22 protein-coding genes are annotated in these 23929 nt (G+C 38.6%); 8 read left to right on the top strand and 14 right to left on the bottom strand.

The features are described from left to right. Positions 1-254 precede the first annotated feature (254 nt). The gene (locus ACPDHL_RS11220; protein ID WP_182628767.1) at positions 255-359 is read left to right on the top strand and encodes a 30S ribosomal protein THX; all 105 of its coding nucleotides are present in this window, start codon (positions 255-257) and stop codon (positions 357-359) included. Positions 360-605: 246 nt separating this feature from the next. Beyond that, positions 606-968 (top strand): hypothetical protein, encoded by a 363-nt coding sequence (locus ACPDHL_RS11215; RefSeq protein ID WP_430532847.1) that lies wholly within the window; start codon positions 606-608, stop codon positions 966-968. 146 nt (positions 969-1114) lie between these two features. On the opposite strand, the gene ACPDHL_RS11210 is transcribed toward ACPDHL_RS11215, so the two are convergent. From ACPDHL_RS11210 to ACPDHL_RS11190, 5 genes are all read right to left on the bottom strand, one after another. Then, complete coding sequence (locus tag ACPDHL_RS11210; protein ID WP_430532846.1) at positions 1115-2548, bottom strand: serine hydrolase; 1434 nt, start codon at positions 2546-2548, stop codon at positions 1115-1117. Positions 2549-2726: 178 nt separating this feature from the next. Then, positions 2727-3593 (bottom strand): AraC family transcriptional regulator, encoded by an 867-nt coding sequence (locus ACPDHL_RS11205; RefSeq protein WP_430532845.1) that lies wholly within the window; start codon positions 3591-3593, stop codon positions 2727-2729. A 128-nt stretch (positions 3594-3721) separates the two neighbouring features. Beyond that, positions 3722-4099 carry a hypothetical protein gene (locus tag ACPDHL_RS11200; protein WP_430532844.1) on the bottom strand — a complete coding sequence of 126 codons (378 nt, stop codon included), beginning with the start codon at positions 4097-4099 and terminating at the stop codon, positions 3722-3724. Next, complete coding sequence (locus ACPDHL_RS11195) at positions 4100-4723, bottom strand: SCO family protein (RefSeq protein WP_430532843.1); 624 nt, start codon at positions 4721-4723, stop codon at positions 4100-4102. It abuts the gene before it with no gap. A 169-nt stretch (positions 4724-4892) separates the two neighbouring features. After that, positions 4893-5660: an N-acetyltransferase gene (locus tag ACPDHL_RS11190; protein ID WP_430532842.1), complete on the bottom strand. Its 768-nt coding sequence runs from the start codon at positions 5658-5660 to the stop codon at positions 4893-4895. Positions 5661-5979: 319 nt separating this feature from the next. Here ACPDHL_RS11190 and ACPDHL_RS11185 point away from each other — a divergent pair, with 319 nt between their 5' ends. The 5 genes from ACPDHL_RS11185 to ACPDHL_RS11165 all read left to right on the top strand — a co-directional run bounded on the left by ACPDHL_RS11185 (position 5980) and on the right by ACPDHL_RS11165 (position 13020). Continuing rightward, the gene (locus ACPDHL_RS11185; RefSeq protein WP_430532841.1) at positions 5980-6420 is read left to right on the top strand and encodes a MarR family winged helix-turn-helix transcriptional regulator; all 441 of its coding nucleotides are present in this window, start codon (positions 5980-5982) and stop codon (positions 6418-6420) included. A 51-nt stretch (positions 6421-6471) separates the two neighbouring features. After that, positions 6472-8877: a 3-hydroxyacyl-CoA dehydrogenase/enoyl-CoA hydratase family protein gene (locus tag ACPDHL_RS11180; RefSeq protein WP_430532840.1), complete on the top strand. Its 2406-nt coding sequence runs from the start codon at positions 6472-6474 to the stop codon at positions 8875-8877. A gap of 22 nt (positions 8878-8899) precedes the next feature. After that, a complete protein-coding gene (locus ACPDHL_RS11175; RefSeq protein ID WP_430532839.1) occupies positions 8900-10081 on the top strand; it encodes an acetyl-CoA C-acyltransferase in 1182 nt (393 codons plus the stop codon). Positions 10082-10110: 29 nt separating this feature from the next. Further along, entirely contained in the window at positions 10111-11904 is a 1794-nt protein-coding gene (locus ACPDHL_RS11170) for an acyl-CoA dehydrogenase family protein (RefSeq protein ID WP_430532838.1), read from the top strand. 246 nt (positions 11905-12150) lie between these two features. Then, the gene (locus ACPDHL_RS11165) at positions 12151-13020 is read left to right on the top strand and encodes a helix-turn-helix domain-containing protein (protein ID WP_430532837.1); all 870 of its coding nucleotides are present in this window, start codon (positions 12151-12153) and stop codon (positions 13018-13020) included. Positions 13021-13180: 160 nt separating this feature from the next. Here the strand turns inward: ACPDHL_RS11165 and ACPDHL_RS11160 are convergent, their stop codons facing one another. The 9 genes from ACPDHL_RS11160 to bcp form a co-directional block, all read right to left on the bottom strand. Beyond that, positions 13181-14212 (bottom strand): o-succinylbenzoate synthase, encoded by a 1032-nt coding sequence (locus tag ACPDHL_RS11160; protein WP_430532836.1) that lies wholly within the window; start codon positions 14210-14212, stop codon positions 13181-13183. Between the two features lie 7 nt (positions 14213-14219). After that, the gene (locus tag ACPDHL_RS11155) at positions 14220-14906 is read right to left on the bottom strand and encodes a metal-dependent hydrolase (RefSeq protein WP_430532835.1); all 687 of its coding nucleotides are present in this window, start codon (positions 14904-14906) and stop codon (positions 14220-14222) included. 10 nt (positions 14907-14916) lie between these two features. After that, positions 14917-15828 carry a 1,4-dihydroxy-2-naphthoate octaprenyltransferase gene (menA, locus tag ACPDHL_RS11150; RefSeq protein WP_430532834.1) on the bottom strand — a complete coding sequence of 304 codons (912 nt, stop codon included), beginning with the start codon at positions 15826-15828 and terminating at the stop codon, positions 14917-14919. 1340 nt (positions 15829-17168) lie between these two features. Continuing rightward, a complete protein-coding gene (locus ACPDHL_RS11145) occupies positions 17169-17642 on the bottom strand; it encodes a copper resistance protein NlpE (RefSeq protein WP_430532833.1) in 474 nt (157 codons plus the stop codon). A gap of 112 nt (positions 17643-17754) precedes the next feature. Continuing rightward, the gene (locus ACPDHL_RS11140; RefSeq protein ID WP_430532832.1) at positions 17755-18231 is read right to left on the bottom strand and encodes an META domain-containing protein; all 477 of its coding nucleotides are present in this window, start codon (positions 18229-18231) and stop codon (positions 17755-17757) included. 8 nt (positions 18232-18239) lie between these two features. Beyond that, positions 18240-18746, bottom strand: coding sequence for a GDYXXLXY domain-containing protein (locus ACPDHL_RS11135; RefSeq protein WP_430532831.1), 507 nt, complete (start codon positions 18744-18746; stop codon positions 18240-18242). After that, complete coding sequence (locus ACPDHL_RS11130) at positions 18736-19839, bottom strand: DUF4401 domain-containing protein (RefSeq protein WP_430532830.1); 1104 nt, start codon at positions 19837-19839, stop codon at positions 18736-18738. Before ACPDHL_RS11130 ends, ACPDHL_RS11135 begins: the two co-directional genes overlap by 11 nt. Continuing rightward, entirely contained in the window at positions 19829-20812 is a 984-nt protein-coding gene (locus ACPDHL_RS11125) for a DUF2157 domain-containing protein (protein ID WP_430532829.1), read from the bottom strand. The genes ACPDHL_RS11130 and ACPDHL_RS11125 overlap by 11 nt, the downstream gene beginning before the upstream one ends. A gap of 48 nt (positions 20813-20860) precedes the next feature. Then, positions 20861-21316, bottom strand: coding sequence for a thioredoxin-dependent thiol peroxidase (bcp, locus tag ACPDHL_RS11120; RefSeq protein WP_430532828.1), 456 nt, complete (start codon positions 21314-21316; stop codon positions 20861-20863). 291 nt (positions 21317-21607) lie between these two features. On the opposite strand from bcp, the gene ACPDHL_RS11115 reads away from it, so the two are divergent. Further along, entirely contained in the window at positions 21608-23728 is a 2121-nt protein-coding gene (locus ACPDHL_RS11115) for a TonB-dependent receptor domain-containing protein (RefSeq protein WP_430532827.1), read from the top strand. Positions 23729-23929 lie beyond the last annotated feature (201 nt).

Genomic DNA, 23929 nt, shown 5'->3' with positions numbered 1-23929 from the left:
TTGGTTTTAAAGGGCACTAAAATAAGGCTTAAATAGCAACTCTACAAACTAATTTACACAACATTTACACAGGAGAAAGAATTGCGTTTTTACAGCTGATGCTTTTACCTCAACTAGAGCGAAATCCCCCTGTGACCTCTTCTTTTCTCAACCGCTAAAAGAGCTGATTCTTACAATTTTATCTGCAAAAAATTTATTCTTAGCGTTAATATTCGTATCTTGGGAAATCGAATGTTAAACTTTAATTTTTTATTATGGGAAAAGGAGATTTAAAAACAAGAAGAGGTAAAATAGTAAATAAATCATATGGTCGCCGAAGACCTAGAAAGGCTAACAAACCCTCTTCGCCTAAAGCATAAGTATTACATACAATCAAGCGGATATTTTTTAAAAAATATCCGCTTGATTTTTTTTTAGTCTTTCTTATTTTGTTTGAAAAAAAGCATGGTGCTGTCTACACTTATTCCGATGGAGCGGCAATCCGTTCCGATGGCGCGGATTTGCAATCCGTGCCTTCATCTTTCCCATAAACAACACCTCAACTTCGATCTCATACGCTAAACCTGCATAATTACGAGCCGAACTGAAATAATAATCTTCTGCATTTGAAACAATTTTTTCTTTTATCGGATTTTGATGAATATAATTTACATCTAACGCACGGATTGCCGCGCGATCGGATACACTACAAACCTACATCAGTCGAAATAAACCTGCAATACCCCCTTTCCATATATAGCAAAAGAAAGCTCAAATGGCTTTATTTGTCTCCCTATAAAAAAGACAAACAACTGTTATTCAGCTGTTTATTTTATTTAGTTTTAGTTTTGTTTGGGGTTTCTTCGGTAAACATGCGTATTTACGAGGGATTACCCCCCATTTACCGAACAAAACCCAAACAAAACCCGAACAAAACCCAAGCCTTTTCCGTTTTACTGCAAGAAACCAAAGACTTCTTTTTTGTCTAAATTCATGTAAAAACAAAGCGCGTTGTCCGATGGTGCGGATGGCAAATTCACGCCATCGGGTTATGCCATACGCACGCAAAAAACTCGAATAGTGTCCCTACTTTAGTGCATAAAAAAAGCTGATTTTTTTAAAATCAGCTTTTGTTCTATTCTATCGCTACTTCTTTGTCTTCCAACACGAGTTTGGACCACAATTGAAAGCTCAAATTCTCTATCAGTTGTACGACCTCGTCTTCTGAACTATTGGTCAGCACAATTATCCCTTCTTTTCGCTCTGGGCTAAAGCTGACAAAATTGGAATAAGCCACATCCATTCCCCTGTGAAAATAAAGGGATGCATTGGCGCCAAAAAAGTTTAAACGCCATCCCAAGCTAATCCAATCGTCTTGGGTGATCATACCTGTTGGTTTTTGCATCAGGGCCAATTCGGGGTGGTTGGGTGTAAAGTACAGCTGTACATAGTGGGCCAAATCTTCTACTGTGGAGTACCCTTGGGTTGAGGGCAAAAATATATCAAAGTAGTTGGCTTTCTTGTCCAAGCCCAAATCAACCTTACCAATGGATTCGATTACACTCAATCGCTTGGGTTTGATTAAATAGGTCGAGGTTAAGTTGTACTTGTCTACGATCTGCGTTTGAAATAAAGAAGCATAGGGCTTCTCATACACCCGAGCTAAAGCATCGCCTAACACGCTAATGCCAAAAATAGAAAAACGCCCACGTGTATTGAGGGTATCCAAAACAAGTTCTTCTGCTAAATAGTTGGCAATAGACGCATTACCAATGGCCATTGCTTGATCTTTCTTGCTTTTCTTTTGTGTCCCCATATCCTCGGGAACAAGGGTGATTTTTGGAAAGAAAGGCAATAATGCACTTCCATTAGCCAAAGAAGTAAAAGAGAAAGACAAGGTATCTTTAAAAGGCTTTGGGTAATAGGCATTAATATCCTCCCATAATTTCAGCTTTTTGTCTACCGCAGCTTGGGCTAAAAGAGTGTTCGTAAAAATAGAGGTGAATGTCCCTAAAGCAAATACGCTTTTTTTATTCTCTACCTCCATTAGGTTTTTCCCTCGCTTTTTAATGCCATAGTAGAAAACTTGGTCGTTCTTGATAATCGCCACAGCTATTTGTCCTTCCACCGGTAAAAATGCCGCATTTTCTCGAATAATATCTTCTCGTGATTTGCCGATTAACTCTTCGCGTAAATCTTCCTGATTGACGTAGTCCAAGATGCGAAATCCTACAATATTGGCTTCCTCATCAAAAGCAAAATTGACAATGGCAGTATCCTTTTCAAACTGTGTTTTAAACAAAGGGGTCTGATCGTCGTTCACACCATAGTATTCAATCTTGACAATTGATCCTAAGTTTTGCTTCATTTCATCAAAAAAGGCTTCTACTGCATTAAAGGGCACTTTACTTTGGAGTGACTCTGAAAAACGATGGTAGAAATTGTCGTAATTACTCGTATTGTAATCTTCTTTAAAACCTTCTATCATCTGTCCCAAAGGATTTTGTGCTTGCACAGCAAGCGACCCCATGAACAAACAAAAAAACAAAAGCAATCGCTTTAGCATCATATCTTTTTACTTTATAAAAATTAAAGGTACTCATTTCGAAATAATTCCGTGATACATTTAACAAAACGAAAGTATTTTTCGCGCTAATTTGCCCTAAATCCCATAAGCTTTCTTAACAAACTTCTGCTATCTTATCTTTTTTAGCTCGTCTTTTTTAACTTATCTACGCCAAAACTGTTTAGGCTGTCCATTGACTTTTTCTAAACTGCTCCGGAGTTTGGGTGGTGGCTTTTTTGAACATGGTAACGAAATAGGAGGCGTGTTCAAACCCCAACTCATCCGCTATTTCACCAATGGAATTGGTGGTATAGCTCAACAAGCGCTTCGCTTCGAGAATAATGTGACGCTTAATTAGATTGCCCGAGGTATGCCCCAAGATGGTTCGGCAAATCTTGTTCAAATAATTCGTGCTGATGTTCAACATTTCAGCATAATCAGAGGGCATCTTATGGGTTTTAAAATGTTGTTCAATCAAGGTTTGATAGCGCTGTATTTTGTCGTTGACCGCATTGTGTACTTTAACGGTGTGTTGTGGCACATAGAGCCGATCAAATTCAATCAGCAGAATATTCAAATACGAGCGCAAAATTTTCTGGGAGGCTTTCTTCTTACTCTGAAATTCCTCCATCATCTGCCACAACAAAAAGGACAACTTCTTTCCCTTTTCTTCAGACAGCGAGAATACTGCGTGATTCACTTCTGTAAAATACGAAAATTGGTGTAATACATTGGTATTGTAACGCAAGGAGAAGAAATCAGCAGTAAACGCAATAACGGTTCCGCTCGCTTCTTCATTTAGCGCAATGGTATTGATGCAATTTGGTTTAATCAGCAGTACTTGACCTGGGCGAATACGCATGCGATCTTGATCAATCACAAGTGTGCCCTCCCCTTTTTCGATACACAGAATCAGGTAGAACGCATTGCTATGCGGCAAGGCTAGTGTTGGGTACTTTTTGAGCAATCCTTCCATAGATCCCATCCAGAGATCGTTTAAAGCATTGAATAAACCAATCGTGCAAACGGGTACTTTATTCGCTTGCATAGTTTTAGAATTAAATGGTTCAACTTCCTTGAATTAGTCTAGCGTTAGACAGTCCGATACGGCTATTTTACAAGCGTAAAATCACAGCGCAAAAGACTCGACTAACAACAATGACAGCTGTTTAGGTATTATACCCATTCAGGAGGTTGAAACACGGCGCAAATAAAATGAGGAGGAATAAAAGTCTCGACTTCTGTCGAATACTGCTCTACATCCACAGGAATAAGGTGAGCCTCATAGGGATTGTAAATCAGCGCTTGCGCAAATAACGGTTGTATTTCCTTGGTTTTTAAAAGGGGAAGTTCCATCTTTTTATCCGAATCTTCCGACAACTCACTTTGAAGGTAACAACTTCCATAACACATGGGAATCAAATCAAAGCGGTTGATACATATATTTTCAACAATGAATTTTTGATTGAGGTAAAACGAAGCGAGAATCCAAAAACTCGAGGTGTTTTGGTAGATAAAAGAAAGCAGTAAGAGTAGTAAAATACGCTTTTTCATTTATTTTATCTTTTCATTTAACAAAAGGGGAATTTCTTCCATCAGGCGATTGACGTCTGCTGTACTTGTTCCATCATATACCCCGCGAATGTGTTGGTCTGCATCAATCAACAGAAAACCACCACTATGTGCATAACCACCTGGTGCAGCAGACTCTTGATAGGCTTGCATAAAGTAGCCTTGGGCCAACTGGTGTATGTCGCTTTCATCTCCATATAAGAAATGCCATTTTGCCGCATCCACACCCAAAGATTCGCTATACGCTTTTAGTACGGGAATGGAATCATGCTTGGGATCAATCGTATGGGAAACAAATACGACATTTTCATTCTCGTGAAAGGCATCGTATACTCTTTTCATCTCGACATTCATCTTGGGACAAATCGTCGGACATTGTAAGAAGATGAAATCCGCAATGTAAATCTTCCCCGCTAAGGTTTTGTTGTTAACCACAAGACTATCCTGATTGAGCAAAGCAAAATCGGGAATCTCATAGGGTCTTTCTATCGTTTCTCCCGAGGCTAACGTTTCTGCTGTAGGATGACCTAAATACGGCAATTGTTTGGCCTCTTGGGAACAAGCCAATAAAAAAGAAACAAAAAAGAAAGGAAGAATTCGTTTCATGTGAACAAAAGTACAAAAAAATACAGGAATACGGACAAAAATGAGGACAAAATCCCCATTAAACTGCCAAGATATAAGGGATAGCTTATCGTTTACTACAGCTATTCAGCAACAACCTCCTCTTATAGGGCAAAAAAAAAGACTCCCCCTTGTAGGGAAGTCTTTTCTCTTATTCACTGAGGGTATACTGCATCCAAACATTGGGCTCTACGTATACGCCTTTATTATTGTCAAGGTCTATTTCGATAGGATTTAAAGCAAAGTCAATGACATAGCGTCCCGAAGTTTGAAAGGATCGATTGGTCCATTGCTCCCATTCCCCTACACTGCCTTCAACATACATGGCTTTGGAACACACCTTAATGATCTTCGCTCCATTTTTTTCATGGGTGCGAATCCAAGGATCAAAAGCCTGTCCCTTCTCATTTTTCCAGGTGATATATTCCTCCATAGTTTGAAGGGGATAACGGTGCTTTACCGTCGGGCGAATCGGCAGTATAAAATCGCCCATCTGCTGTTCCTTGGCTAATGCCTTCATAAAACGCACCAACAAAGGACTTACCCCCTGTCCTTGATAGGCAGGATTCACTCCAATTTGCAAGGCACATAACGTATTGGGCTTTTTACCCGCTTTTTTATCGAGAAAAGCGCGTTCTAAGGCCCAATCCCAACCTTCATCAGGCAATTGGGCTAATTCTTCTGGTGTTAGGCTCAATGGAACGCAATTGCCATTTCCCACCACTTCTTGTCCGTCCATCATGAAAAACTGATACAAGGGAAACTCTACATACAGCTCTTCCCAATAGGTCAGGTTGACCTGATCCTGTACAATAAACTCCGGCCAAATACTATAAGCATAAACTTTTTCTAATAGTACATCGTATTGGGGTAAATACGTTTTTGATGTGCGTATAAAAGAAAATTGATTTGGATTCATGCTAAAAAAATTATAATTTATTTGTTCTACAACTTGATCAAAACTGAGTGTTCAAAGATACTCTTTATAACGCCAATCCCTTTCTTTTTCAAATTTTTTATCCCCACTTTTCAACAAATGAGGAGGCTTTTAGGTAGCTGTTGTAAAATTTTCATAGGCTACCGAAAGCGTTACTTAAAAATAATTCGCTAACTTAGAGGGAGTTAACCTTGATCTAACCGCTAATGCGCAAGGAAAACCGTTGCTTTAAATAACTTTTTTCATCAAATAGTATGCGTGCATATGATTTTTTACTATATTTGAGTTTAACCAACTTGAAATGAAGGACAAAACAATTGACTATACTTTAAGAGCGACTTGGCAAGCTGTAGCAAGAATGTACAATGAGGAAGCGGCAAAATACGATGCTACTATGTCATTGGCTTTTGCGCTTTTGAGTATTGATAAACAAGGTACCCCTTCTACTCTATTAGGTCCTAGTATGGGGATGGAAGCGACGAGTTTGACTCGCACGCTCAAAAAAATGGAGGAAAAAGGATTAATCACCAGAGAAAAGAATCCTCATGATGGTCGAGGGGTGATTATTAAGCTTACGCCCTTAGGTTTTGAAAAAAGGGAACTTTCTAAGGAAAAAGTCAAGCGCTTCAATGAAACGATACGCAAATACCTAACGGAAGAGCAAATCGACAATTTTATTACGGTTACAGAAACCATCAATCAACTTATTGCCGACAAGGCTATTTTTGATTCTAAGAAGTAATCGGTACCAACAACTAAAAACAAGTATTAACCATAGGAATTATATAAACATATGAAAAGAAGAATTAAAAAAGTGGCTGTAATTGGTTCAGGCGTTATGGGATCAGCTATTGCATGTCATTTTGCCAATATTGGTGTTGAGGTATTGTTAATGGATATTGTTCCCAATGCTTTAACTCCAGAGGAAGAGAAAAAAGGCTTGACCTTAGATGATCGTGCGATTCGCAATAAAATTGCACAGACCCATTTAACAAACGCACTAAAATCAAAACCTGCTCCTATTTATACGCCGCGCTTTGCCAGCCGTATAACAGTAGGAAACCTCGAGGATGATTTAGCGAAGATCAAGGATGTGGATTGGATTATCGAAGTTGTCATTGAACGATTAGACATCAAGAAATCCGTTTTTGAAAACATCGAAAAACACAGAAAACCTGGCACTTTAATTACTTCCAATACATCTGGAATTCCCATGAAATTACTTGTAGAAGGACGTTCGGAAGATTTCCAACAACACTTCTGCGGGACCCACTTCTTTAATCCACCGCGTTACTTACCTTTATTTGAAATTATTCCTGGTCCACAAACGGCTCCAGAAGTACTTTCCTTTTTCCAAGACTATGCCCGTTTGTACTTAGGTAAAACCCCTGTTTTATGTAAGGATACTCCTGGTTTTATTGGAAATAGAATTGGCGTGTATTCCATGGCGATGGTGATGCAATTAGCGCAGGAAATTGGTCTAACAATTGAAGAAGCCGATACGCTAACGGGATCTTTCTTAGGTCGTCCAAAAACGGGAACCTTCAAACTAGGAGATTTAGTTGGATTGGATACCGCTGTTAACGTAACAATGGGACTAAAACAAAACTGTCCTGCTGATGCGATGATTCAGGGCATTAAAGACAACAGCGCTTTAAATTTCTTACTAGAGAATAAATTCTTAGGCGATAAAACACGCAAAGGATTCTACTACAAAGAAGTGGATAAAGAAGGTAAAACCAACCGTTTTGCCCTAGATTTAAACACATTAACTTATCGACCATTAGAACGCGCTAAAATTGAAGCGATCGAAACAGCCAATCAAGCAGGTGGAACAAAAGCTAAATGGTCGGTACTACTTGCCGATCAAGGAAAAGCAGGGGCTTTAATTCGCAAGCATTTTGCTTCTTTATTTGCGTATGTTTCTCAACGTGTGCCCGAAATTACGGATACTCTATTCTCTATAGACGATGCCATGCGTACGGGTTATGCTTGGAAATACGGTCCATTTGAAACTTGGGATGTATTGGGCATCCAAAAGGGAATTGACTTAGTTGAAAAAGAAGGGTATGAAGTAGCACCTTGGGTCAAAGACCTTGCTGCTACAGGTGCAACGAGTTTCTATAAAATAGAACATGGCAAAAAGCTGTTCTTTAACCAAGAAACTAAAGCATTTGAACCTATTCCAGGACAAGATGCCTTTATTATCTTAAACAATATTCGCACAACAAATAAAGTATGGGGCAATAGCGAGGCTACCCTACTCGATTTAGGCGATGGAATTGTAAACTTAGAATTCCATTCAAAAATGAATACCATCGGTGGAGGGGTTTTAGCTGGGCTAAATAAAGCAGTTGAAATTGCAGAACAAGACTTTGAAGGATTAGTTGTAGGAAATCAAGGATCTAACTTCTCTGTTGGAGCCAACTTGATGATGATTTTTATGATGGCCGCAGAACAAGATTGGGACGAATTGAATATTGCAATTAAGATGTTCCAAGATACCATGATGAAAATGCGCTATTCGGCTATTCCTGTCGTAGCAGCTCCACACGGTATGACTTTTGGCGGTGGATGTGAGTTGAGCTTGCACGCAGATAAGGTTGTAGCAGCAGCAGAAACCTATATTGGTTTAGTAGAATTTGGTGTAGGATTAATCCCTGGCGGAGGTGGTTCGAAAGAAATGACCGTTAGAGCGGCTGATTTATACCGCAAAAACGACGTAGAACTCAATACCCTACAAGAACATTTCTTGACTATTGGAATGGCAAAAGTAGCTACTTCAGCAGAAGAAGCCTTTGATTTAAATATTCTTCAACGCGGAAAAGACGTAGTAGTTGTCAACAAGGATTTACAACTGGCACAAGCAAAACGCGAAGCTTTAGTCCTAGCACAAGCAGGGTATACACAACCTGTTAAACGCAAAGACATCAAAGTGTTAGGTCGTCAAGCTTTGGGAATGTTCTACGTTGGAACAGACAGTATGATGGCTGGAAAGTACATCTCGGAACACGATCACAAAATTGCCAATAAACTGGCGTATGTGATGGCGGGTGGAGATCTGTCTGAAGCTACACTAGTATCAGAACAATACCTACTTGATCTAGAACGAGAAGCTTTCTTATCCCTATGTGGAGAACGCAAAACCTTAGAGCGTATTCAATATATGCTAAAAACAGGTAAACCTTTGAGAAACTAACTAACCCACAAATTACAAAAACATGAAAACTGCCTATATAGTAAAAGGATACAGAACAGCTGTTGGAAAAGCTCCTCGCGGTGTCTTTCGCTTTAAAAGACCCGATGAGCTCGCAGCAGAGACGATCGAATATTTAATGCAAGCACTTCCCGAATTCGACAAAACGCGCATTGACGATGTCATGGTAGGAAATGCAATGCCCGAAGCCGAACAAGGCTTAAACATGGGGCGCTTAATCTCCCTCATGGGATTAAAAGTGGACGACGTTCCCGGGGTAACAGTTAATCGCTATTGTGCTTCTGGAATTGAAACCATCGGAATGGCGGTGGCTAAGATTCAAGCCGGTATGGCGGATTGCATCATCGCTGGTGGTGCGGAAAGCATGAGTTATATTCCCATGGGCGGATATAAACCTACTCCCGATTACGGCGTTGCCAAAGCAGGACACGAAGATTATTACTGGGGCATGGGACTGACTGCAGAGGCTGTTGCCAATCAGTACAACGTTTCTCGTGCGGATCAAGATGAATTTGCCTATCATTCCCATATGAAAGCGTTAAAAGCGATCGAAGAGGGCAAATTTGCCGATCAAATTGTACCCATCACCGTAGATGAAGTATTTGTCAATGAGAAAGGCAAAAGAGAAAGCAAATCCTATACAGTAACCCAAGATGAAGGACCCCGTAAGGGAACTTCCATTGAGGCACTGGCCAAATTGAGACCTGTATTTGCCGCTGATGGATCCGTAACAGCTGGAAACTCATCCCAAATGAGTGATGGGGCTGCTTTTGTGATGGTGATGTCAGAAGAAATGGTCAAAGAATTAAATATTGAACCTATTGCGCGTATGGTTAACTATGCCGCTGCAGGCGTTGAGCCTCGCATTATGGGAATTGGGCCGATTAAAGCAATTCCTAAAGCACTGAAACAAGCGGGATTACAATTAAAAGATATCGACTTGATTGAACTAAACGAAGCTTTTGCTTCTCAATCGTTGGCTGTAATTAGAGAATTAGGTATTAATCCTGAGATCGTTAACGTCAATGGAGGTGCAATTGCCTTGGGGCACCCACTGGGTTGTACAGGAGCGAAATTATCCGTTCAATTATTTGACGAAATGAAACGCAGAGGCTCTAAATACGGTATGGTAACCATGTGTGTGGGAACTGGTCAAGGAGCTGCTGGAATTTACGAATTGCTATAACCAACAATAACCTTAAAAAAAAATAAATTATGAATACAGCTATAACAAGAGGAGGTCAATATTTAATAAAAGAAACCAAAAGTGAAACAATCTTTACTCCGGAAGATTTTTCAGAAGAGCAACTGATGATGCGTGACTCGGTAAAGGAATTTATCGACAAGGAAGTATGGCCACACAAAAATCGCTTTGAAAAGAAAGACTACGCGTTCACCAAAGAATGCATGCAAAAAGCAGGTGAACTGGGTCTTTTGGGTGTTGCTGTTCCAGAAGCCTATGGCGGATTGGAAATGGGGTTTGTTTCAACCATGCTGGTTTGTGACTACATCTCAGGAGCAACAGGATCTTTCTCTACAGCTTTTGGTGCACATACTGGAATTGGAACTATGCCCATTACCTTATACGGAAATGAAGAACAAAAACAAAAATACGTTCCCAAATTGGCAAGTGGTGAGTGGTTTGGCGCTTACTGTTTAACAGAGCCAGACGCGGGATCAGATGCTAATTCAGGAAAAACAAAAGCCGTTTTATCAGAAGATGGCAAATACTACAACATCACGGGACAAAAAATGTGGATTTCCAACGCGGGATTCTGTAATGTATTTATTGTTTTTGCACGTATTGAAGACGATAAAAACATCACTGGATTTATCGTAGAAAACGATCCTTCAAACGGAATCTCTTTAGGAGAAGAAGAACACAAGTTGGGAATTAGAGCCTCTTCTACCCGTCAAGTGTTTTTTAACAATACCAAAGTACCGGTAGAAAATATGCTTTCTGAGCGTGGCAATGGATTTAAAATCGCCATGAATGCGTTAAACGTGGGGCGTATTAAACTAGCTGCGGCATGTTTGGACTCTCAACGTCGTTTGATTACCGAAGCAGTAAAATATGCCAATGAACGCATTCAGTTTAAAGTGCCTATCTCTTCTTTTGGTGCCATCCGTACCAAAATTGCAGAAATGGTAACCAATGCCTATGTTGGAGAATCTGCTTCGTATCGCGCAGCAGGAAGCATTGAAAAGAGAATCCAACAGCGTATTGCTGAAGGAAATACACACCAAGAAGCAGAACTAAAAGGCGTTGAAGAATTTGCTATTGAATGTTCTATCCTTAAAGTAGCGGTTTCAGAAGATGTACAAACCTGTACAGATGAGGGAATCCAAATCTTTGGTGGAATGGGATTCTCAGAAGACACCCCTATGGAAAGTGCTTGGAGAGATGCTCGTATTTCGCGTATTTACGAAGGAACTAACGAGATCAACCGCATGTTAGCTGTGGGTATGTTAATCAAAAAAGCAATGAAAGGACACGTTGATTTATTGACTCCTGCTATGCAAGTAGCGGATGAATTAATGAGCATCCCAAGTTTTGATACTCCTGATTATTCCGAACTCTTCGCTGAAGAAAAAGAGATGATCGAAAAGTTGAAAAAAGCCTTCTTAATGGTCGCTGGAAGTGCAGTACAAAAATTTGGACCTGATTTGGAGAAACACCAAGCGCTGATGATGGCTGCTGCTGATATGATGATCGAAATTTACATGGCTGAAAGTGCTATTTTGAGAACGGAAAAATTAGCCAAAACCAAAGGAGAAGAAAAGATACAAGAAGAAATTGCCATGGCTCAACTCTACTTATACCATGCCGTAGACATTGTTGCACAAAAAGGAAAAGAGGGAATCGCCTCTTTTACAGAAGGAGACGAACAACGCATCATGTTAATGGGGCTACGTAGATTTACCAAATATGTCAACCTACCGAATGTAAATGCATTGCGCGAATCTATTGCTAAAAAAGTAATAGACGCTAACGAATATGTTTTCTAACGAAAACAAACGATTGGTTTAGTTTGTTAAAAAAAAGACCGCTTCTTTCCTGCGTGGAAAGAGCGGTCTTTTTGATTTATGTAATAAACAAATAAAACTTCATATCTCATACAATAAACAAATAATTTATTTGATAAAAAACAACACATTATGCATGATATTTATAAAATAATACTAAAATAATCAATAAATAACCTTATTTAAAGCAATAAATCTATCTTTAACCTACTAAATAAAATAGATGAAATGTACAATGGGGTTTTAAACAAACAAGGATTATTTACGAGCAAAGGAGAAAGAAAAGATTTTATCATTAAAAGGCTACATCACACCTTACAGCATTTGAATAACTATTCAACCAAAATGCATAAAAATGATTTTTTCCAAATTATTTATATCACGGCAGGAACGGGTATCCAATACATCGATTTACAAGCATATGAAGTAAAACAAGGAGATATTATATTTTTAAACACTTGGCAACAACACAGCTGGACCTATAACACCGCAACACAGGGGTATGTGCTGAGTTTTACACCTAGTTTTATCACGCAATTTGTATCGGATCATCTCTTTGTTCACGATTTACCTTTTTTTAGGCGTTTTACTGCGCATCATTTACTTCCCTTAGAAGGCGAACTCAGTACTCGGGTTCAAATCACGATGGACCGCATGCTGAATGAATACGAAACAGAGCATGGTGAATACATGAATCTTGTGCGTACCTATCTGCTAGAAGTGCTCTTACTTTGTAAAAAAGAAATAGACAAAATTACACAGGGATCAACCAACAACATTAAATCGAATGAACTGGTCAAATCATTTGAATCCCTGATTGACAAACACTTTTACGAATACCGATTTCCAAAGGAATACGCGAAAGTACTACTGGTAACCCCTAATTACCTCAATGCCCTTTGTCAGAAAATAAAAAAGAAATCTGCAGGTGATATGATTCGAGATCGCATTCTTATCGAATGCAAACGACTGTTAATCCACACCAATTTATCTGCTAGTGAAATTGCCTACCAATTGAATTTCAAAGACAATTCCTACTTTTCAAGATTCTTTAAAAAGCATATTGGCGTGGCTCCCGATGAGTTTAGAAGGAGATGAATTTAGTGAATGGTGAATGGTGAATGGTGGAGAAGGGAAATGGGAAATGGGAAATGGGAGAAGAGTAGAATGTACTGGTGAACAAATCACGCAATTAAAAGAACATCTTCTTTGTATTGAAAATTTCACTCATTACCCTTTTCCCATCACCACTTTCCACTCACCACTTTCCACTCACCAATTCAGGATTATACCACAGCTGTCCTTGTTTAACTTCCAGTGGAGAATCAAAATTATTGGTATAGAGTGCTCCTGTGCCCAATCCTTGCGGCATCGGGTTATGGAGCGTAAATGTCCATTGAGCGATGGCATTCAATCCGATATTGCTTTCCAGTGCGGAGGTAATCCACCATTTAATTTGCAGTTTTTCAGCAATCTCGATCCATTCTTGACTTCCTTTAAAACCGCCGATTAAACTGGGTTTTAAAATAATATACTGTGGGCGTATTGCCTCTAAGAGAGCTACTTTATCGTTATAAGCTGTCACTCCAATTAATTCTTCATCTAAGGCGATGGGTAGCGGTGTTGTTTGGCATAAAGCTGCCATTTGAGGCACCTGTTGTTGTTTAATGGGCTGTTCAATGCTATGCAAATCTAATTGGGCTAATTGAGCCAATTTATTGGGGGCATCTGCAACTGTAAATCCACCATTCGCATCGACGCGAAGTTCAATTTGATCAGCCGTAAAGTGTTTTCGGATATCGTGTAAAAGGCTAATTTCTGCATCAAAATCTATAGCGCCTATTTTTAATTTGACACAGGTAAACCCCTGTGCAATTTTCTCATCAATCTGCTCTTTCATGAAAGTTTCCTCCCCCATCCAAACCAGGCCATTAATCGGGATTGCTGCTGTACCTTCCACAAAGGCAGAGGGAAAAAGAACAAAAGGATGAGCACTAGCCAAAGACAAAAAGGCTTGTTCTACCCCAAATTGAATAGAAGGCCAATCGCGGAGTTCTTCCCATAGCGCCTCTTTTCCCAGGTGAATGTGATCGACTACCCACTGTAGTTTTGCTTCATAGTTGGGACGATCATCAAAACTAAGCGTGCGCAGTATTCCGCACTCTCCTATTCCTATTTTGCCTTTTTCCTCTATTTTAAGCAACCAAGTCTCCTTTTCTGTCATTACACCCCTAGACGTAGCTGAAGGTCTCTTAAAACGTAAAATATACTTGCTATACGTCGCTTTCATCTTTCATTTATAACGTTAAACTCTCTCCAATGGACAAAAGCATTAAATCTTTTCCTTTTTCAAAGAAAACGCGTTTGGCCTCCTCATGGTCAATTTCGATATAGCCAAACGTATCAAAGTGATACCCGAGTACTTTATCGCATTGAACAAAATCGGACGCCACAACAGCTTCCTCTACCCCCATGGTAAAATTGCTTCCTATGGGAAACACAGCTAAGTCCAACGAAGTAAAAAACGGAATCAGTTTCATGTCCATCGTCAACGAAGTATCTCCCGCGATGTAGATATTTTTGTTTTTACTCTCGATAACAAAGCCCCCAGGTTGTCCGCCATAGCTTCCATCAGGAAAAGAACTCGAATGGATCGCTGGTGTGTATTTTACTTTACCAAAGTCAAACTGCCAACTACCACCGTGATTCATCGGATGAGCATTGAATCCCTTTGCTTCATAATGGCCTGCAATTTCTGCATTGGACACAATAATCGCCTCGGGGTTATTTTTTACAATTAGCTCTACATCGGCAATGTGATCCCCATGTGCATGGGTCAATAAAATATAATCTGCTTTTATTTCTTCTACGTTGATTTCTTTTGCTTGAGGCAAAGGATTCCCCGTGATAAAAGGATCGACGATTAAGTGAATATCTTCGATTTGGATGCCTAAACAAGCATGTCCGTAATACGTTATTTTCATAATTTTTATTTTATAAGATTAAAGCTAAGGAAAAAAGTACAGAAACCAAAAACGTACTTAGAGCAACGATTTTCATTTGACTATCCAAGGCTTTGGGATCTGTGTTGTTTTTTACAAAAATGAGGTGTTTCAACAAGGGAATATACCCCAAGACAAACGCAAAATTCCACAGGGCTTTTTGGCTGTGTACGGCATAGACTACAAAAGCAAGTAACGCAAATATAACGATGCAGTAATGATAGCGTTTAGCCTGTTGTCTTCCCAATTTAACCGCCAGCGTATTTTTACCGACTAGCTTATCCGCATCTAGGTCGCGCATATTATTAATATTCAAAACAGCAATACTCAAATTACCTACAGCTACTGCTGGTAGGATTACCCATGGATCTAGTTGCTGACCATACAGGTAAAAACTTCCAATCACGCTGACGAGTCCAAAAAAGATAAACACAAACAAATCACCTAACCCTCTGTATCCATAAGCAGATTGTCCGACGGTATATTTAATTGCCGCAGCAACACAACCTATACCCAAGACAAAGAAAAACAAGGAAGTAAAAAAGTGATCTTTTCCAAAGGAGAGATAAATCAAAACTAAAGCCGAAATAAGGGATAATCCTGCCGTATAAATAATACCTTTTTTCAACTCTTCTTTTGTCAGTAATCCGCTTTGTAACGCCCGCTGAGGGCCCAATCTATTTTCGTTGTCTGTTCCCTTGACTCCATCGCCATAATCATTGGCAAAATTGGATAGGATCTGAAACAACAATGTTGTCAAAATAGCAAAGGCAAAAATGAGATAAAAATGCGGGTGATTCCCAAAGTAAGGAAATGCACAAGCAGATCCCACAATGATTCCCGAAATAGACAGAGGTAAGGTGCGCAATCTTGCGGCAGAAATCCAAGTTTTCGTTTTAGACATACATGCAAACTTTCAAAAAAATAAAACAGTCCCTATGGGCTATTTGTGCAAAATTAAGGATAAAAAAATTGTAAACACGAAGGAGATCTAACTTTTACTTCACGCAAAACAGCAGCAGTAAAGTCGAGGAAAAAGCGACAACTAGCTTCAAATTAAGAATAGTACTATTTAGACCTAAATACAGATCACTTTTAATCTCAAAGCCTTAAAGCTAAGCTTTAACACAAAGCACTTAACCTATATTAAATCGCATTACAACACAAGTTGCACAAAAAAACAAGGAAGGAATAATGCACTTAAAGCGATTTAATTCAACTTCTATTTTTACTTTAAAACAAACTATACAATAACTTAGAAATCAATCAAATAATATAGTATATTTTAACCCATAACCTTATGTTATGATACATTTTAGCTCTTTATTGAGGTTAAAATGATGTATCTTGCTAACAAAAAAAGCATCTAAAACAAAAAGTTACGAAAAAACATTAACAATAAAAACAAAACGAATAGCTGATTATTTTTTGTCCTAATCACGCATACAAAACTCACCTATTTTACTTCTTTCACTTCCTACATTATCGTTTTCAAAAGACCAATACCACACTTTTTACCTACAAAAAACCGGTTGTATTCCCTACTACTCCCTTTGCGAAACCATCAAAAAGAATGTAAATCAACGGCAACACTCACGCTGAACATGTGGCAAAAGTAGCCATTCAGCCTACTCCTTTTTAACCTACTAGCCCTTAGTAAAAGAGCGATAAGCGTAAAAAATGGTTCAGCCAAAAAGCAAAAACAAAGGCGACTTGGGGTAAAAATCGAGACGCCTATACAGCAATAAAACTGTTTTTTGACCTGAGGTAAACGCAAAAAAAGGAAGGTAAAAGAGAACAAAACAACTGCAGCCAAGCAGTTATTTTTATTGAAAACAAGGGATTTATGATCAAGAAAAGTTTAAAGAAAGATAAGAGTAAAAGGCGCAAAACAATCCAAAAAGATAAGTTAGACTGTCGAAAATAGCCTGGTTTTTCAACCAAAAAACGCCTAAAAAAACGGTTATACGGACAAAAAAAAGCGCCTAATACAAGCTAAATGAAACCCAAAAGAGAAAGAGATAAAAGAAGTTCAAACACGATATAAAACTTGCTTTTTGTAGCTAAAAAACCAGAAAAGGAACAGGGTATACAAGTCGAATCAGCGGGTAAAAGCACAGATAAGAAATGGCAAAAAGACTAGAAAAAAACCTTACTTTGACTCGTTGAATTTGTGAAATTACCCAAAAAAAAAGAGCAAAAACACTTTCGTTTTTGCTCTTTTTCATTTTTAAAATCTTGTGCTTATTTCTTTTTTAGGCGGTACATTTCTGCCAAAGATCCTGTAATTTCGTTGCCTTCTTTATCCAAAAGTAATACACTTCCTTCGTGTACAGCTACATAACTTACTTCTCCTTCTTTTGAAGTTAACGTCAGTTTATCACCTGCAGCATCCCACTCATATTTACCTTCTTCAGTGAATGTCTCACCTTTTCCAACACCTTGATACTTACTTGTTTCTTTATAGGTACCATCTGCTTTGATTTCAAGTGTTTGCTCGATTCCTTCACAGTCAGCACATGGAATAGTTCCTGCATAAGTTCCAGCCCAATCTAATGCTGTTTTGGCGTTGTCTTTTAAATCTTCTTTCACCACTTCTTCTGTTTTCACAGTTGCATCCGTAGTTCCAGCACCTTGTTTGTCTGTCTTTTTACAACTTACTAAAGTTGAAGCACTTAAAGCCATAACTGCTAAGGCTAGTACATATTTTCTTTTCATAGCTTTTATTTTTTAATTATTATTATAATTCAAAATTACATTTTTTTTTCAATACTTAAACTTATTTTTCAATTTTTTAAAACGATAAAATTCAAATATTAACAAAATACAGTTAATTATGTATTTTTTTAAATTTTAAGTATACCACTTGATCTTTGGAATGCAAAAGCAGTGTATCTCCTTCGATCTTATATTCTTTTGCCTCTCCCAATGCTTGCATATACACTGTTGGTTTAACTCCTGAACAGTACTTCAAGGTTGAAGCGACTCTTTTGTCGAGAACTAATTCACGCTCATCTACACGCTTGATTGGGCCGCGATACACATTACAACCATTATTGCCATAGATCATCATTTCTTTGACATCGACAATCAAGAAAGGGGTTTTTAATGGAAATAGATCCGCTAGTGTTTCATCGGTCATATAACGAGTCTTAATCTCGATTAACTCCCATTCTCCTTCTACTTCATATGGCTTTGTTTGTGTTGTCATCTCGTTTGGTTTGGTTTCACTTTGAATTGCTTGACTCTTACATCCTATGGCAATTAAAGCTACTGCTACTGCAATTCCTACTCCTATTTTTTTCATTTCTTCTGTTATTCGATTAATTTTAATTCTTCATCATACAAGCCGATTAACACGCTATTTCCCTTTGGATCTATGCGTAAACCGCCGTATTTAGCTTGTTCAAAGAGGCTGTCTTTTCCTTCTTGAAAAAAATAACTCTCAGCTCCAACAGCCAGGGTAAACCCATCCCAATTGAAGTATTTCACTGCTAGGAGTGAATCCCCTTCGAGCATTGGTCTCGCTGTGCTAATGCCTTGAAAGCTTCCTCTCTGCTGTTGATCGACATGGATAATAACATAGCCACGTTTGTGTATTGTTGAGCGGTCTTCTACTGCTGTACGCAGCTGCTCATTGATGGCGTAATTCAATTGCATATAATCTCCTTGTATCAATGATCTAGGATCAACAGGAGCCAAAGCAAACAAAACTAGTTTACCTTCTTTGATTGTACTCTCTTTCTGCTGTATAGCGCGCAAGAAAAAACCGCCAAATAACACAAGGGTTAGCACAATTACAATATTTCTCCTATTTCTCACGATTCAATTGATTATTAATTACAAATAGACCCAAAAACAATCCCCCACACCCCATGAGTATTAGTGCTTTGACAAGCAAGCTTACTTGCAAATAATAGTAGTAGCAAACTAAGGATGATAAAAGCATGACAATTGCAACGATCACTCCTTTTTGAAAGCGAAATTGATAAGACCATACTAATAGGAAAATACTAATAACCAAGGATATACCGAATCCTTGAATAAAAAATGTAAGTCCCAAGATAAACACAGCGCTCAATCCAACAAGTAGATGGAAGGAGTTGAATGCTAGGCTATTCCTAATTTGTTTCACCGTAAAATACGTTAACCCCAAAAGGACGAGTCCTACAAATACAAAATAAAGACGATGTTCAAGCGCGTCAAATTCGACATATCTCGCGTAATTAATCCAGCTTGAGGGCTTGATGAGCGACAGGTTGTCCTGCATCACTTCAAAAAAGAGAATACAAAACAAGCCATGGGTCAGTGCCTTGTATTTGTGTGTCCAAAAATTACCTTTAGTTCGCAACGCTATTTCTTTAACAAAAAGCACAAACAAGCCAACGAGGACGAGCCAAAACAAAGCGAGTGAAATATACCCTAAATTATTGTATTTCAACAAATAAACCAATCCATAATACAAGCCTAGCACCGATAAAAATTGAATTATTTTACTTTTAAACACAACCAATCCTATTCCACTGAGTAAAAGAACAACCAAAAAATTGACAGTTTCACTATCTTTCAAGTCAATGAAAGCCGTTATAATACAAACGAATGCACTACTATACGTTGCAACAAAAACACCATCTCTCAAGGCGGGTTCTTTCTTTTTATTCCCTAACAAGCTAACGCCATATAAGAGAACGCCAAAACTGGCAAAAGCAGTAAATCCCAAACTGTTTCCCATAGTCACAAAGAGAAATCCGAAGAAAAATCCCATGGCCAATAGGCTTCCCAAAATTGCTACAACTTTGAGAAAAGTATATTTAATGGATTGCTCCTCTTCTATTCGGGCAGTCAATTGTTCATCAACGACAACCCCTTGTTCTTCTACTTGACGAATCAAGTCTTTCCACGAATTAGTTTCCATGCTTCCACGCTTTTGATTTGGATGACACCCATTTAATAATGAAGAATATACCACCGATGACGTATAGCATATAAACGAATAATCCTTCTGAGCTATCTTTAAATATTTTCATCCAGATCATTAATCCACAGCTAATTACCGAAATTAAGGCATAAGAAAACAGGTAAATACGTTTTTGTTTCCACGCTAGGGCCAAGCCACCTGCAATGATTGCAAGGGAAAGGAGTAGCGTCCAAAAGGATCCTTGTAATTCTTCCTCTCTATAGCTAGCATTATTGGCAAATAACCAACAACCAAAACCCAGTGTTGCCAAAACGTAAATAGCTACGGTTTGAATTTGCGTATAGCCATTTCCGATTTGGAAATTACGGTGTATAAGCTTCCAAGCAGGAACAAGCAATAGCACTACATTGGCCAGTAAAACAAGCATAATACCGACAAAGACAGATTCTACTTGTAAGCGTTGAACACAAGCTAAAATAAGCGTTGTATTAGCCAAAACGCTAAAAAACAACCATTGATAGGTTGATTGGCTCACTACTGTTAAGGGAGTTACGACCAGTAACCACGTCAAAAACAAATCATAAGCATTAGCACCCGTTTGGTAGGTCTGTCCAAAGACAGCGAGTAAAACGCCAAGTAAGACGGAGGTTGCTACCAAACTGATCTTGTTAACTGGCTCTTTTACGCGGGGCGTTACCGCCATATATCCGCTCAATGCAATTCCCAAGCCAACTAGTGAAAACTTGATAGGTACGGGCATAGCATCCCAGTTAAAGGCAAAGAAAAACACCATACCACTAACTAAAAACCCCACACCACACACGAGTAAAGCCCAATAGACAAAGTCTTTCCATTGTTTTTCTGACGCTAGTCCATGGGTTTGATACAGCTCCTCAAAGTATTGATCGGCTATGGACGTGTGTTCTTTCAGTAAGAACAACTCGCGTTTGCTTATTTTCTTTTCTTTCATATACAATTTTATAACAATCAAAAAAGAGCGTTCGTATCGCTCTTTTTTCTAAGATTCCAGGATTTGAGCCGCGTGATCTTTGGTTTTCACTTTTTCAATTAGCTGGGTGATTACCCCTTCTTCATTGATAACAAAGGTCATACGGTGAATTCCATCATAGGTTCTCCCCATGAATTTCTTAGGTCCCCAAACGCCAAAAGCATGAAGAACTTCCTTATTTTCATCTGCCAATAAAGGAAAAGGCAAGGTATTTTTATCGATAAACTTTTGTTGTCTTTCGGCTGAATCCGCGCTAACACCCAATAGTTCAAATCCTTTTTCCTTTAAAATCTGATAGTTATCTCTCAAATTACACACTTCAGCTGTACAACCTGGTGTACTTGCTTTCGGATAAAAAAAGAGCACTAATTTCTTGCCTTTATAATCACTTAATTGATGTTTTACTCCGGCTTGATCTATACCAACAAAATTTGGCGCTTGATCACCAACTTTTAAATGTGTCATTTTCTTCTGTTTTTGTGATTAGTAAAATTACTTTTTTTTTAGATAGTCCCATCATTTTATCGATTTCTTATCCTTTATATTTTTTAGTAACGCTGTTTATACCAGTAAATAACTGAAAAACAGCAGAATTTAATCGATTATTCCCTAAAAATCAACACCTTATAAAAAAACATAAAAATTACTTAAAACCATTCTAAATAACTCTATATTTGCGAATCAATCAATCTATTTTTAATAAATCTAAATAACAATACTGTTATTTTAAGCTAAAAAACCACCCTATTATAAATTATGAATCGCATCTATATTTTATTGCTTAGCTGTTGTAGTTTACCGTTAGCTGCGCAAACAGAGGCACAATTGGACAGTATTTACCAGGCGATGAGTACTGATCTTGGCGAAGTTGTAATCCGCGTAAATCGACCTGTTTTTCAACAAAAAGCAGATAAAATGGTCTTCAGTGTTGAGAACAGTACCCTATCGGAAGGGAGTACTGTTTTGGAGGTATTGAGTCGTGCACCTGGTGTTGTGGTCTCTCAAGAAGGAGAGTTATCACTTCGAGGTAAGAAAGGGGTAAGTGTGATGATCAATGGGAAGTTGAGCTCTTTATCCTCTAAAGAATTGGCCAATTTGCTTCGTTCTACCAATTCGGCTGTAGTAAAAAACATCGAGATTATTGCCAATCCCTCAGCCAAATACGATGCTGCTGGTAATGCGGGAATCATCAATATTGTACTCAAAACCAATATTTTAGAAGGGTTAAATGGCAGCGTATATGCTAGCGGAGGTCGTGGACGTAAAAACCGAATGAATACGGGCTTTACTATTAATTATGCCCATCAAGCTTGGCGTGTATTTGGAGATTATAGCCATACGTTTAGAGGAGAAGAAGAACGCAAGACATTTGATCAGGATTTTTTTGATCCCATTCGTCCCACTACACTACTTCGACACAGCCATCAGCACTACAAGACCAGCGAGCCACTGACTTCCAACAACTTCAAATTCGGTACAGATTACCAGCTCTCATCCAACACTTCTATTGGCTTCCTTCTCGATGCTAAGCTTGGTCGCTATGAAAATAATTCGGCTGGAATTAGTCAGCTCTACACTCCTGATGCTAGTTTGTATTCCTCTATCGGAACAGATAATTACAACCTTGAGCATTGGTATGATTATACCTATAGCGTACATGGAACCCATAAATTTTCAGAACAAGGCACGCTTTTAGACCTTGATTTGGAGTATGAGCGATCTAAATTTAATTCCTCTCAAACCCAACTACAGCATCCGCTAATAGACATAACCGAAGTATATGCTGATCGCAAGGGTAAAATTCCTTCAACTTTGCGTGTATTCAATGGAAAACTCGATTTTACGCTACCGTTAACGGAACAACACACCCTAGAAATAGGATGGAAATCAACGGTAAAATCCAATGACAATCCATCTGTATATGAGCTAGAGGAAGGTGGTCAGTGGGTTATTGATCCAGAAACGACCAATCACTATTCGTACAAGGAGCAGATTCACGCGGCTTACCTCAACTATAAACTAGCTTTAGATCACTGGCAAATCCAAGTGGGACTGCGCAACGAGTACACAGATCGCAACATCCATCAAAAAACCACAGCTGAAAAGCATCAGACGGACTACAACAAACTATTTCCTAGTGCGTCCATTAAGTACGAAACGGATCAGGCCCATAGTTACTATGCCTCTTACAGCAAGCGCATTAATCGACCGAGTCACTTCGACCTAAATCCCTTTCGCTTTTACAATGATCCCTTTAATTATTGGCAGGGGAATGTTCAACTGAAACCCGAAATAACGCATGCAACCGAAATAGGTTACCTCTGGAGTAAATACCTGATCGCCACGATTTACTTTAGTCAAACGCAAGATGTAATGACGCAAGTCTATTCCTATGAACAAGAGCAAACGATCTTGGTTAAAACACTAGAAAACTTGAGTAAATCCTATCACTACGGGACAACACTCACTGCAACTGTGACTCCCACTGATTTTTGGACGATGAGTACTATGTTTAATTTGTTCAATAATCAATACAAGGGAGAATACCAAGACACAACAATTGACAGCAAGCAAGTAGCTTTTACGCTCAATGCACAAAATAGCTTTTCATTACCCAAGGGGATTAAAGCAGAGGTCAATGCACAATACTTTTCGAAATCAAATATTGGTTTATACAAAAGAGAGGGCTATTTTGACTTGTCGATTGGCGCGTCTAAAACTATTTTACGCGAAAAAGGCAGCCTCAAGTTGGCACTTACCGATGTGTTAAAAACAAATCACTTTACCCTTGTGGGAACCAATTTGGATTCCAAAATCAGACAAAAATACGATTTAGACAGTCGAATTGTCACCTTATCTTTCCATTACAAATTCTAATTGACTCCAACATAGATTTCGTATCTTACTGTTGACTACCAGTGAAAAAGCCAACTCGTGGAGTTGGCTTTTTTTCCATAAAATCTAGACGGGCTACTTGTCTAATTTGATTTTGTACGATTGTTGTTTGCTTATTTTTGAGATCCCTTTAAAGAATTCTTCTATCTAGAAGGTACTTTTTCGAAGTGGGGACCTCTTATC

Origin of the sequence: Myroides sp. C15-4, from assembly GCF_050522745.1 — a bacterium.
GTDB lineage: Bacteria > Bacteroidota > Bacteroidia > Flavobacteriales > Flavobacteriaceae > Flavobacterium.
This window is presented reverse-complemented; position numbering and strand designations above follow the sequence as displayed.

Coding starts and splice junctions, on each gene's coding strand:
- ACPDHL_RS11220 (WP_182628767.1), top strand. CDS start 255: ATGGGAAAAGGAGATTTAAAAACAAGAAGAGGTAAAATAGTAAATAAA.
- ACPDHL_RS11210 (WP_430532846.1), bottom strand. CDS start 2,548: ATGATGCTAAAGCGATTGCTTTTGTTTTTTTGTTTGTTCATGGGGTCG.
- ACPDHL_RS11205 (WP_430532845.1), bottom strand. CDS start 3,593: ATGCAAGCGAATAAAGTACCCGTTTGCACGATTGGTTTATTCAATGCT.
- ACPDHL_RS11200 (WP_430532844.1), bottom strand. CDS start 4,099: ATGAAAAAGCGTATTTTACTACTCTTACTGCTTTCTTTTATCTACCAA.
- ACPDHL_RS11195 (WP_430532843.1), bottom strand. CDS start 4,723: ATGAAACGAATTCTTCCTTTCTTTTTTGTTTCTTTTTTATTGGCTTGT.
- ACPDHL_RS11190 (WP_430532842.1), bottom strand. CDS start 5,660: ATGAATCCAAATCAATTTTCTTTTATACGCACATCAAAAACGTATTTA.
- ACPDHL_RS11185 (WP_430532841.1), top strand. CDS start 5,980: ATGAAGGACAAAACAATTGACTATACTTTAAGAGCGACTTGGCAAGCT.
- ACPDHL_RS11180 (WP_430532840.1), top strand. CDS start 6,472: ATGAAAAGAAGAATTAAAAAAGTGGCTGTAATTGGTTCAGGCGTTATG.
- ACPDHL_RS11175 (WP_430532839.1), top strand. CDS start 8,900: ATGAAAACTGCCTATATAGTAAAAGGATACAGAACAGCTGTTGGAAAA.
- ACPDHL_RS11170 (WP_430532838.1), top strand. CDS start 10,111: ATGAATACAGCTATAACAAGAGGAGGTCAATATTTAATAAAAGAAACC.
- ACPDHL_RS11165 (WP_430532837.1), top strand. CDS start 12,151: ATGTACAATGGGGTTTTAAACAAACAAGGATTATTTACGAGCAAAGGA.
- ACPDHL_RS11160 (WP_430532836.1), bottom strand. CDS start 14,212: ATGAAAGCGACGTATAGCAAGTATATTTTACGTTTTAAGAGACCTTCA.
- ACPDHL_RS11155 (WP_430532835.1), bottom strand. CDS start 14,906: ATGAAAATAACGTATTACGGACATGCTTGTTTAGGCATCCAAATCGAA.
- menA (WP_430532834.1), bottom strand. CDS start 15,828: ATGTCTAAAACGAAAACTTGGATTTCTGCCGCAAGATTGCGCACCTTA.
- ACPDHL_RS11145 (WP_430532833.1), bottom strand. CDS start 17,642: ATGAAAAGAAAATATGTACTAGCCTTAGCAGTTATGGCTTTAAGTGCT.
- ACPDHL_RS11140 (WP_430532832.1), bottom strand. CDS start 18,231: ATGAAAAAAATAGGAGTAGGAATTGCAGTAGCAGTAGCTTTAATTGCC.
- ACPDHL_RS11130 (WP_430532830.1), bottom strand. CDS start 19,839: ATGGAAACTAATTCGTGGAAAGACTTGATTCGTCAAGTAGAAGAACAA.
- ACPDHL_RS11125 (WP_430532829.1), bottom strand. CDS start 20,812: ATGAAAGAAAAGAAAATAAGCAAACGCGAGTTGTTCTTACTGAAAGAA.
- bcp (WP_430532828.1), bottom strand. CDS start 21,316: ATGACACATTTAAAAGTTGGTGATCAAGCGCCAAATTTTGTTGGTATA.
- ACPDHL_RS11115 (WP_430532827.1), top strand. CDS start 21,608: ATGAATCGCATCTATATTTTATTGCTTAGCTGTTGTAGTTTACCGTTA.